Raw genomic sequence first — 11,789 nt, 5'->3', positions numbered from 1 at the left:
AGATGCCTGTTCGACTCTTTTTCATGTTGGACGGAATTATTGATTCAGTGTAAATAGTTTTCTTGGCCTTCCTTTTTTGTATGGACGTTCTTCACCGGCAATTTTAATCACATTACCGCTTAATAATTTATTCACCGTCCGCTCTGCACTTCTTTTTGTGACTTTATAGAATAAGGCAACGTCATGTGTGGAAAAGGGTTCATTATTACGGTCGGTAATGAAATCAATGAAATTATATGAAAGCTCATTATTTAATCTAGCATCATGAATCAGTGCCTGATACAAGCTAGACGTGTCAATCTCCTTTTTCACACCGATTGGACCGATCATTTCTTGTCTTTCATTGACGATGTAGCAAATGCTATGGTCGCTTCGTTTGCAGCTATCCAGAGCAATTTCGGCATTTTTCGCAGATTCATTAGCACTCAGTCCTAAACCGAATCCAAGGTGGATCGGCAATTTAATATTACTTTTCATTTCCTGTAACAACGGGAAGGACCTGTAATGCTCCTTTAAATGTTTAAGCAGCTTTTCCGAACCATAGATGACAAAATGGTTTTCCGAGGTTTTAACAAAAGATGCATCATTCTTGGCAGTGAATTTAGTGAGAATCCGCCTTACCTTGTTTAAGATGTCCAAACTATGCCCGATTATTTCGGTATTAGCATCAATTCCCTTAACAGAAACATATCCGGTGACCATCTGCCGGTTTTCGGACTCACTTAATCGTACGAGAGAGATTGCCTGGTCAATCAATTGTTTTAGTTGCAGTTCGGGAATTTCCATCGTATGTGCAGGGATTCCTTTTGCTGTTAACTTAGCAGTAATTTCCTCTGAACTTGGTAAGATATAGTCCACTTTATCTTCTGTCCATAGAGTTATATAGTAGGATACTAATCGATTGATATCAGGCTTGGTCCATTCGTCGTGAAGGAAACTGTGGATATCATCATCTAGTCCAAGTTCTTGGGTGACCTCGTCCAAAAAGGTTTCGTTAAATGCATCAAGCGCGACTCGACTTGGAGGATGATCCATTTTTGTTTCCAGCCGATACAGATTTGCGGCCATCATGTAAGGGTCCATTTCCACTCGGAGTGCTGGGAGCCGCTTTTTTTCGATCGTGTCTTTAACGTATAAATAAGATAGGTATTCTGTAAATACATAGATGTCACAATTAAAAACCGTGTCCAGTAGATTGGTAGTTTCTTCAGCTTCAGAATAGATGAATGGTAACATTTCCACTTCTTCAACATCTGATATAATTTCTTGAATACGACGGATCGTGTTTTGCGTACCGAAGACTGCCATTTTTATCATAATCTTCCCCCTCCAATCAAACGACAAATTATATTTCTATCATCGTAGCTGAATTTTCGTAATATTGTCAAGAAATATATTGAAAACGGATACATTTGCATAAAAAACGTAAAAGAAAATAATTTTAGTTGATTTTTTACAAAAAAGTCGGTAAAGTGTATCTTAAGAAAAATCTGCGCTTCTATCTGTACCTTCATTGTTGTTTATCAGCCAGCCGAATAAGAGGAAAGTCCTACATACTGGAATCCAATATCACTAAATTTCTATCTATTGTAATTCTTCAATTAATTGAGTACTGCCAAATTATAGTTATTGACAAAGTTAAGCAATTTGTTAGAATCTTACGTATAAACGAAAGGGGAGTTCAAATGAAAAAGAGTAAATTATTTCTATTTTCCATTCTCTTGACGGCTATGGCTTTATTCCTAGCAGCATGTGGTGGAAATGATGGAGCAGATGGGGATTCAAATGAAGGTGGGGACTCACCATCAGCGATTAGTATGTTGACAGGTGGAACAAGTGGTACATATTATCCACTAGGCGGAGAAATGGCAAAGATTATTTCAGATGAAACAGGTATTCAAACTGACGCATTATCATCCAATGCTTCTGCTGATAATGTCATATCTTTACAAAATGAAGAAGCAGAGCTTGCATTCGTACAAACAGATGTGGTAGCGTTTGCAGAGCAAGGGATCAACGCATTTGATGGAAATCCAGTTGACAATGTTTTGGCTATTGGTTCCCTCTATCCGGAAACGATTCAAATTGTAACAACACAAGATTCTGGAATTGAATCTGTCGAAGATTTAGCTGGTAAAACAGTATCAGTAGGTGCTCCAGGATCAGGTACGTATGTTAACGCTGAACAACTATTGGAAGTCCATGGTATGACAATGGATGATATTGACGCACAACACTTGGACTTTGGTGAGTCTACAGGTGGTATCCAAGATGGAAATATCGATGCGGCATTTATTACTGCTGGTACACCAACTGGTGCAGTAGAAGGATTGGGAGCTACAGCAGATATTAAAATCGTAGCGATCGAGCAAGATAAAATCGATGCTTTAATTGAAGAATATCCTTACTATGCACAAGACACTATTGCAGCTGGAACTTATGCTGGGCAAGAACAAGACATTGCCACTGTAGCTGTTGGAGCGATGCTTGCAGTTACGGAAAGTTTATCTGAAGATACGGTATATGAAATTACAAAAGCTATTTATGATAATGCAGAATCTATCACACACGCTAAAGGTGAATTCATTTCTCCTGAAGCAGGTGTAGAAGGAATCGGTATCGATTTCCACCCAGGAGCAGAAAAGTACTTTAAAGAAGCTGGAGTACTGGAATAAGTAATAAATAGAATAACCATATTCAGCCGGCAGTCAAGACGGTAGATTGTTTTGAGAGCCGGCTGTTTTATGGTTTTATATTTACATAGCCCTATTTGATGCATTTGACAGATACCACATGTGCGGTGATTTATCCATGAAATTTAAAACAATTATTTTCGTTTCTATCCCACTTCTGCTCATTACTCTATTGTTTATCCCTTTTAAGAGTGCGTTGGTCTTTTATAAAGAAAATACTGATGAACTTGCAGCCTATTTACCAATAGATGCAGGTGACCAGTTTGACATTATATTTACTCATTCCATTCATTTGACAGATGTTGTTGAGAAATACCATGTTACAGAAAACTTAACGATTATACAGGATGAGATCATTTTCGAATCCTTTGGTATTGGCATGCCTTCTACTGTAGAGGAGGGGCAGACATTTGAATACAAAGATGGAAGATATCATTTAGGCAACTTAAATAATGTATTTGAATCCATGAAAATACGAAACGGAAAGACAGTTTCTAAGCATCGTTTGCGATGGAAGAATCATATGGAAGAAAAAATGGTTTGGTTCAACGATTACTTTGAACCGGGGGCTTGGTATACGGTGAAAGTAGACAAGTTGCCCCTATGGAGTTATCTGAAAGGAGTGAAGATTGATGAGCGATCAAAATAAAAACAACAAAAATAAATTAACAGATACTGAGAATACGAATTCGAACGAGCAAGAATTATCTTTGGAAGAACAACAGAAGTTAATGGAAAAATATGATATCGAATCGAATACGAGAAAGCTGACCGGAATCCTTGGCTGGGTTGTCTTTATTGTGTTAGTTGCATTTTCTTTATTCCACCTTTATACAGGGATCTTTGGTGCATACACAGCATATATCCAACGTACGATTCACTTAGGTTTTGCTTTGTCACTTATTTTCATGCTGTTTCCAGCGAAACGAGGAATGAAGAAGACGAGTGTGGCTTGGTATGATTGGATATTAGTAGTATTATCCATCGTTGTGTGTGCCTACTGGCCATTATTCTATGATACGTTAGTGGTGAAAGTCGGAGGTATTGATAACACGCAACTGCTGATTGGTGGAATAGCGGTTTTACTAGTTTTAGAAGCTGCTAGACGTGCTGTGGGATTACCAATAGTTATTATAGCGGTAGTATTCCTCTTGTATGCGTTGTTTGGTCCATACATGCCAGGTATGTTGATGCACCGTGGCTTGTCTCTACAACAGTTGGTCAATTCGATGTTCTTTACAACAGAAGGAATACTAGGAACACCATTACAAGTGTCTTCTACTTATATTTTCCTATTCCTATTATTTGGTGCTTTTCTAGTTCAAACAGGTGTAGGTAACTATTTTAATGATCTAGCATTAGCTATTGCTGGTCGCCGTGTTGGAGGACCTGCGAAGGTGGCTATTTTCGGAAGTGCGTTAAACGGTACGATATCCGGAAGCTCTGTAGCAAATACGGTAACTACTGGTTCCTATACAATCCCGATGATGAAACGGTTGGGATATAAACCGAACTTTGCCGGAGCGGTTGAAGCGGCTTCATCAACTGGTGGACAAATTATGCCACCTATTATGGGGGCAGCTGCTTTTCTAATGATTGAATTTGCAGGAGTTCCGTATTGGGACATTGCAAAAGCTGCTGTGATCCCAGCGCTTCTGTACTTTACCGGTATTTGGGTAATGACTCACTTTGAGGCAAAACGTCTCGGGTTGCTTGGTCTTCCAAAAGAGGAATTGCCAGATAAGAAAAAAGTCTTTAAAAAGATTTATTTACTATTACCAATTCTAGCTATTGTTTACTTCTTATTTGCTGGAGTGAGTATAGAACGTACAGCAATTTATGGTATTCTTTCAGCGATTGTCGTCAGTCTGTTCAGTAAAGAAACGAACATGTTCTTAGATGAAAATGGTAAATTTACTCTTGGTAAGTTCTTTTCTGCGTTGACAGATGGTGCGCGGACTGCATTAGGTGTAGCTGCCGCAACAGCTTCTGCTGGTATTATCGTTGGTGTTGTAACGAAGACAGGTTTAGGTCTGAAGTTAGGTAACGGTCTAGTTGGTTTAGCGGCTGCCATTACATCCAATGAGATGGGATTAATCTTGTTAACTCTAGTATTTACTATGATCACATCCCTTATCATTGGAATGGGTTCACCGACTACAGCTAACTATATTATTACGTCAACGATTGCATTACCTGCAATTATGGCTTTAAGTGATCAATATGAGCTAGGAATTCACGTGCTCGCTGCTCATATGTTCGTATTCTTCTACGGAATTCTGGCGGATGTGACTCCTCCTGTTGCGCTGGCAGCATTTGCGGCAACCGGTATCTCCGGGGGAGAGCCGATACGTACTGGGGTTAATGCATCCAAACTTGCTATAGCAGCCTTTATCATTCCGTATATGTTCATATTTGAGCCACAGTTATTAATGATCGATGTCACGTTCTTTGGTTTGACATGGATCATCATCACTGCCATTACAGGAATGATTGCGATTGGTGCTGGACTCATTGGTTTCTGGTACCGTAAGTTGCACTGGGCGGAACGATTAGTTGCTTTTGCCGCAGGTATTCTGTTAATGTACCCAGAAGGAAACACAGATTTAATTGGAGCGGTTATTTTTGTTGTCATGCTCGCTACTCAATTTATGAGCAGAAATAAGGGCAACGACAAAAAAGAGCCAGCCGGAGCTTAATAGTAAAGGCTATGCATTAATATGATAGGAGAGGTCCTGTAAAACAAGGACCTCTCTTTTTGCTTATCTCATTCTTTCGGGTATGATAAAGATTAGATAAAATGATAAAGGCTGGTTTGATAATGAGAAAGCAACATGATTTTACGGAAGGAAACATATTAAAACATTTAATCTCCTTTTCTTGGCCGATACTGCTCGCGAATTTATTGCAAACTTCCTATCAGTTTATTGACAGTTTGTGGGTTGGGAATTTATTAGGAGCTACGGCATTAGGTTCGATTGGAATTTCCAGCACCATTTTGTTTACCGTGCTTGCTTTTATCATTGGATTGAATAATGCAGCACTAACCATTCTTTCTCAACAACAGGGAAAAGGAAATGAAGATGGACTTATTCGCTATTTGAATGCATTCGTCGTCTTGATGACATTGATTGCGGTTGGGTTAGGTGCCGTTGGTTTTTTCTTCGCAGAACAGTTGCTTCATCTTTTAGGTACTCCTGCTTCGATGGTTCAGGGTGCTAAAGTGTATTTGCAGATTAATTTCCTTGGGATTCTATTCTTATTCGGATACAATTTCATGAGTACGGTCATGCGTGCACTTGGGGACAGTAACACGCCGTTAAAATTTGTGACTGTTGCCGTTGTCGCTAATATTGTACTTGATCCTTTATTTATCTCTGTGTTTAATTGGGGGATTCATGGAGCTGGGTATGCAACGGTAGTTTCACAAGGTCTGGCTTTCATCTATGGTTTTATTCATTTGAAACGACATAAGCTTGCCCCTTTTACTAGACCTACCATTCCTTCTTGGCAGGAAGTTCGACTGATTTTCAACCTTGGAATACCCTCAGGTCTGCAAATGGCTGTTATATCAGCCGGATCTGCAGCGATCATGAGTGTTGTCACTTCATTTGGCGGCGCAGTCGTTGCTGGATTTACCGCAGCTCAACGTCTCGATAGTCTTATTATGCTTCCTGCCCATGCTCTAAGTACTGCAGTGACGAGTATGGCAGGACAAAACATTGGGATTAAGAACTGGAAGCGAGTGAATCAGATAGCCAAGTATGGTGTGTTATTCAACTTCGCAATCATGGTAGGCATTGGAATCCTCATCATCCTGTTTGGAGAATATGCCATCAAGCTATTTATCCGTGATGAAGCATCCGTAGAGTTTGGTCGGACGTATTTAGCGATTATTGCACTCTGTTATCCATTTTTAGGAATTAACTTTATTCTGAATGGGATTGTTAGGGCAGCTGGTGCGATGTACCAGGTCCTTATTCTGAATATCATTTCATTTTGGATCCTGCGTTATCCATTAACTTGGTTGTTTTCTGAACTATTCGGCGAGCAAGGAATTGCAATGGGGATGGGCGTCAGCTTCTTAATTAGCAGTGTCATTGCTTTTCTCTATTTCCGTTACGGTAAATTTCGTGAAAAAGATCTATTCAAATAGAAAGATAATTAGCATAATGGTAGAATAAAGTTAGATTTAAAAAGGAGGAATAGTCATGGTTAAAGCAATTAACACAGAAAATGCTCCAGCAGCAATTGGTCCATACTCTCAAGCGATTCAAGCAGGTGAATTTCTTTTTGTTTCTGGACAAATTCCGGTAGATCCTGAAACAGGGGAAATTGTAGAGGGAATAGAAAAACAAACAGAACAAGTCATGGAAAACTTGAAGGCTGTCCTTAAAGAAGCCGGGACTGATTTTTCACAGGCAGTGAAATTTACAATCTATTTAAATTCCATGGAAGATTTTGCGACTGTAAATGAAATCTATGGAAATTATTTAATTGAACCTTATCCTGCAAGAGCAACGATAGAGGTAAGCCGTTTACCAAAAGATGTATTGGTGGAAATCGATTGTATTGCACATGTAGAGTAATCTGAGGAGGTTGATGTATGGATAACTTCATTTTCAGTAATCCTACGAAGCTGTTATTCGGAAAAGGTCAAATTGATTTATTGCCAAAGGAAGTCTCCCGCTATGGCAAGAAAATATTGCTCGTTTATGGTGGAGGCAGTATTAAACGAAACGGAATCTATGACCAAGTCATGGAAAAATTAGCTGAAATTGATGCAGATGTATTCGAACTTCCAGGGGTAGAACCAAATCCAAGATTATCTACGGTCCAAAAAGGGATTGAGATTTGTAAACGTGAAGGTATCGACTTCCTCCTTGCAGTCGGGGGAGGGAGTACTATTGACTGTACGAAAGCTATAGCTATTGGAGCTAAGACGGATATAGATGTTTGGGATATCATTATGAAAAAAGAATCAGCTTCCGATGCGCTTCCTCTTGGTACCATTTTAACATTGGCAGCAACCGGTTCAGAAATGAATGCCGGGTCTGTCATTACAAATTGGGAAATAAAGGAAAAACATGGTTGGGGTTCTCCACTCGTCTATCCGAAGTTTTCTATCTTAGATCCGACGTATACATTCTCAGTACCGAAAGACCAGACGATATATGGGATTGTTGATATCATGTCCCATGTATTTGAGCATTATTTCCATTTGACTTCAAATACACCAATGCAGGACCGTTTCTGTGAATCCATTTTACAGACAGTAATAGAAACAGCACCTAAACTTTTGGAGGAGCCGGAGAATTACGAGTATCGTGAAGTAATGATGCTAAGCGGCACGTATGCTTTAAATGGAATGGTTAGTGTAGGTTTAAGAGGCGATTGGGCTACGCATAACTTGGAACATGCCGTTTCCGCAGTGCATGATATCCCGCATGGTGGAGGGCTTGCTATCTTATTCCCAAATTGGATGAAACATGTGCTCGATGAAGAAAACGTTGATCGCTTCAAACAGTTGGCGATTCGAGTATTTAATGTGGATCCGACTGGTAAAGCTGATAAAGAAGTAGCTTTAGCAGGAATTGAAGAGCTGCGTGCGTTTTGGAACCGGATAGGCGCTCCAAGCAGATTGTCAGATTATGATATTGGTGAAGATAGCCTCGAATTGATGGCAGATAAAGCAGTAGCAGTACGAGAGCAATATGGTGTATTCAAGAAGTTGGACAGAGAAGACTCTTTGGCTATATTACAAGCCAGCTTATAGATATAAGGTTTCGACAAAATAATAAGTATTTCCCGGGAAATGTTGAAAAAAGGAAGAACTCGCTCATGAGTATTGAGCAAGTTCTTCCTTTATTGCTACCCGAATCTTATCCAAACATTCTTCCGGTGTTTTTCCAAAGACCCGTTTATTGTTTACTAGTGCATAGGGACGGACCGCACAGAGTCCACAAAAGTTTAGGCATGTATTCATGATGACGGCTACTTCAGGGAATTCCGATTCTAAAATCTCTTCCACATCAACCATCGTTATCGTATTTCCGTCACAAATTTCGACGACGACAATGCCCATATCTATCACACTTTCTATGTTGAAATGTTTATCTTCTGTTCACAGGCTGTGAAACTACTGTATTCGCTATATGATCATGATGTTGTTAGTATAATCCTATATATGAGGAAAAAGCAATTTTTCAGCATAGGAAAAGCTTGAGAAGTAGTGGCTTCCCAAGCTTTATTTTATTGCTTTAATATCGAAAAGAGCTTTGACTCTTTACCTTCATATTCACTTGTATACCAAGTATAGAGCATAATGACTCCACTTATCAGGAGTAATGCACTAGTGATATAGAAAACTGCGGAAAATCCGAATGACGCAGCAATCAATCCGCCAAGTGCCGGTCCAATTACGTTCCCTAGAAAGCGTAGGCTCGTATTATAGCCGAGCACTTCACCTTGCATCGATAGGGGAGCGGCTTTCCGGATATATGCAACCCTTAATGGTACAATTCCTCCAATCGCTACACCAAGCAAGAAACGTAATACAACAAGCTGCCAGATGTTTGTTACAAATGCTCCTGGCAAGTAGATGAGTCCTGCTGCGAATAGCAAGACGATCAAAATTTTGATATATCCTATTTTGTCACCAAGTTTCCCGAGTCTTCGTGAGAATAATAATGTTCCGAGACCCGCCGCTGAAAATGCCATTCCTGCGAAAAATGCGATGTTTACTGGACCATGAATCTCCTCCACGAACAAGGACAAGATTGGCTGGATACTGAAGTGTGCAATTTGAATCAACATCGATAGAAGAATGACGACAAATAGGACTGGATTACCTACGATATGCTGAATGACTTCTTTACTTGTATAAGATTTAGAGTCACGGTCATCTTTTGATACCTTTAACTGTACTTCTTTAATGAAGAATACGAGTATCGCTGATAAGAAAAGTGTTACGGATACCCATTTAAATGTGCTTGCATAACCAAAGGAGTCTGCTAGAGCTCCACCAAGCATTGGCCCCATTAATGCGCCTGTAATACTTCCGGTTTGAAGCGTTCCAAGCACTTTGCCCGCTGATTTCTCCGGTGTCTGCACAGAGATTAATGCTTGAGACATGGGGATGAAACCTGTCACAATCCCCATCAGGAATCTCAATAAAAAAAGTTGCCAAACGGTTGTGGCAAACCCCATTAATAAAACAGATATTCCTATTCCAAATGCGGACATAATTAAAATATTTTTCCTGCCATATCGATCACCAATTTTCCCCCAGATCGGTGAGAATATAAAGGCAGAGATAAAAGTTACTGCGAATATAATACCAGACCATGTTTGCACATATGCGTCAGAAAAGTTACCCATAGAATCGATATACAAAGAAATGAATGGAATTACCATTGTCATACTTCCGCTGACAAAAAAGTTGGCAAACCACATGATGACTAAGTTTCGATTGATGGTTTCTTGATAACTAATTTGTAATACCCTTCTTTCCCACGAATATTTCGTTACTCTAAATATAACGTATCCCGAAGTATTTTTAAAGGAATCTGCTCATGTATACAGACGGGTCAAATTCGAACTTAAAGTGTTCTTTTTTCAATGAAAAAGGTATAATAATTGCAAGTCCCTCTCAAATTATATAAAAGGGATAATTGAAGTTAGATGTTCTTGACTTCTTTAAAGGGGTGTTGAATCATGAAAAAGATGACCAAAACGATGCTGACATTATTGTTTGTAGCAATTTTCTCTATTGGATTAGCTGCACCTGTAGCTGCTGTTTCAGAAAGTATCCTCATTTACGGAGAACAACTTTCGGAATCGCAAAGGCAGGACGTCCGTGAAGCGCTAGGCCTTGGTGAGAATGAAGCGGTTGAGGAACATGATGTCACTGGTCAAGACTATGCGAACTATATTAATGGAAATCCTAATGCGAATATGTACTCTTCAGCGTTAATCAAATTAGAAAATAATGGTGAAGGTCTTGTTGTTAATATATTGACGCCTGAAAACATCACCAAGGTAACAAGTGAGATGTATGAGAATGCTTTACTTACTGCAGGAGCGGAAAACGTGACGGTCGATGTCGTTTCTCCAATTGCTGTAACTGGTCATTCTGCACTAACGGGTATTTATAAGGCATATGATGTGGAAGGTGTTGAGCTCGACAAGGAACGGATGGAGCTTGCGAATGATGAGCTTGTCGTTGCTACTGATCTAGCTGAAAGGGAAGGCGTCAGTGAAGAAAATGTTTCCCAATTGCTTACGGAGATAAAACAAATGATTGCTGAACAAAATCCGGTAACACGTGAAGAAGTGGAACAAATCGTCAGTGAACAATTGAACAAGCTGGAAATCAATCTTAGCGAGCAGGATCGTCAAATGCTTATTGATTTATTCGACCGGATGCGAGAACTCGATATCGATTTTAGTGGTGTTCGTGATCAATTGAAGAATATTGCGGATAGTGTAACGCAAAAGGCAGAAGAACTTGGCCTTGATCAAGGATTTTGGGAGAAGGTCGCTAACTTTTTCGCAGATTTATTTGAAGGTATAGGAAATTTATTTAGAGGATTGTTCAATTAGTTCTTAGATTGATGGAGTCTTTTCCAATGGAAAAGGCTCTATTTTTATGGAAAAGAGCTTGCATAGACATGGCGGAAGATGTAGTATCGCCGTAATATTGTCATACTAAATTGCGGTTTAGCGTCATTTATTGCATTTTCATTACAGAAGGCGGTAAATGTAGATGAACTGTAATTGATGTCATCCACTCTTAATTCCCCTGTAACTGTTTTCTCCTTTTTCCTGTGTTAGTATAATCACAGTCAGCAAAAAGACCTGCGGTGATATGTCAAGAGGTAAATAAATAATTGTTCAGTTATCAAGGTGCATTATCCTTAAAAAAGGCAACACTAAACTAACCCAGTAAAGTTATGCGAATTTACTGGAAATTATTGGAAGGATTTAGAAGCTAATCATGCTTCATGTATGTACGCTCCTTTCCGGCGTGTAAATTTGGTTTTTACGTAGTAGCGCATCCACCAAACGCACTAGTTTTCTTGCAGTTAAGACGAG

General features: G+C 39.4%; 10 protein-coding genes. 7 read left to right on the top strand and 3 right to left on the bottom strand.

What is annotated here, in order from left to right; translation table 11 throughout:
- Nucleotides 1-36: 36 nt before the first annotated feature.
- Nucleotides 37-1,317 (bottom strand): hypothetical protein, encoded by a 1,281-nt coding sequence (locus M3210_RS10550; RefSeq protein ID WP_251514169.1) that lies wholly within the window; start codon nucleotides 1,315-1,317, stop codon nucleotides 37-39.
- A gap of 368 nt (nucleotides 1,318-1,685) precedes the next feature.
- On the opposite strand from M3210_RS10550, the gene M3210_RS10545 reads away from it, so the two are divergent.
- The 6 genes from M3210_RS10545 (at nucleotide 1,686) to M3210_RS10520 (ending at nucleotide 8,469) form a co-directional block, all read left to right on the top strand.
- The gene (locus tag M3210_RS10545) at nucleotides 1,686-2,675 is read left to right on the top strand and encodes a TAXI family TRAP transporter solute-binding subunit (protein WP_251514166.1); all 990 of its coding nucleotides are present in this window, start codon (nucleotides 1,686-1,688) and stop codon (nucleotides 2,673-2,675) included.
- A gap of 136 nt (nucleotides 2,676-2,811) precedes the next feature.
- The gene (locus M3210_RS10540) at nucleotides 2,812-3,342 is read left to right on the top strand and encodes a DUF1850 domain-containing protein (RefSeq protein ID WP_251514164.1); all 531 of its coding nucleotides are present in this window, start codon (nucleotides 2,812-2,814) and stop codon (nucleotides 3,340-3,342) included.
- A complete protein-coding gene (locus tag M3210_RS10535) occupies nucleotides 3,326-5,392 on the top strand; it encodes a TRAP transporter permease (protein WP_251514161.1) in 2,067 nt (688 codons plus the stop codon). The genes M3210_RS10540 and M3210_RS10535 overlap by 17 nt, the downstream gene beginning before the upstream one ends.
- 122 nt (nucleotides 5,393-5,514) lie before the next feature.
- Nucleotides 5,515-6,849 carry an MATE family efflux transporter gene (locus tag M3210_RS10530; protein ID WP_251514159.1) on the top strand — a complete coding sequence of 445 codons (1,335 nt, stop codon included), beginning with the start codon at nucleotides 5,515-5,517 and terminating at the stop codon, nucleotides 6,847-6,849.
- Nucleotides 6,850-6,904: 55 nt separating this feature from the next.
- Entirely contained in the window at nucleotides 6,905-7,282 is a 378-nt protein-coding gene (locus tag M3210_RS10525) for a RidA family protein (protein WP_251514157.1), read from the top strand.
- Nucleotides 7,283-7,299: 17 nt separating this feature from the next.
- The gene (locus tag M3210_RS10520; protein ID WP_251514155.1) at nucleotides 7,300-8,469 is read left to right on the top strand and encodes an iron-containing alcohol dehydrogenase; all 1,170 of its coding nucleotides are present in this window, start codon (nucleotides 7,300-7,302) and stop codon (nucleotides 8,467-8,469) included.
- Nucleotides 8,470-8,532: 63 nt separating this feature from the next.
- On the opposite strand, the gene M3210_RS10515 is transcribed toward M3210_RS10520, so the two are convergent.
- Together M3210_RS10515 and M3210_RS10510 are read right to left on the bottom strand one after the other, a co-directional pair.
- Nucleotides 8,533-8,778: a YuzB family protein gene (locus M3210_RS10515; protein WP_251514153.1), complete on the bottom strand. Its 246-nt coding sequence runs from the start codon at nucleotides 8,776-8,778 to the stop codon at nucleotides 8,533-8,535.
- Nucleotides 8,779-8,945: 167 nt separating this feature from the next.
- Entirely contained in the window at nucleotides 8,946-10,148 is a 1,203-nt protein-coding gene (locus M3210_RS10510) for an MFS transporter (protein ID WP_251514150.1), read from the bottom strand.
- A 261-nt stretch (nucleotides 10,149-10,409) separates the two neighbouring features.
- On the opposite strand from M3210_RS10510, the gene M3210_RS10505 reads away from it, so the two are divergent.
- Nucleotides 10,410-11,297 carry a DUF1002 domain-containing protein gene (locus M3210_RS10505; RefSeq protein ID WP_251514148.1) on the top strand — a complete coding sequence of 296 codons (888 nt, stop codon included), beginning with the start codon at nucleotides 10,410-10,412 and terminating at the stop codon, nucleotides 11,295-11,297.
- Nucleotides 11,298-11,789: the final 492 nt, after the last annotated feature.

Origin of the sequence: Oceanobacillus luteolus (assembly GCF_023715655.1) — a bacterium.
GTDB classification, from domain to species: Bacteria; Bacillota; Bacilli; order Bacillales; family Amphibacillaceae; genus Oceanobacillus; species Oceanobacillus luteolus.
Note: the sequence above shows the minus strand (reverse complement) of the source record. Positions and strands in the feature narration are given on the sequence as shown.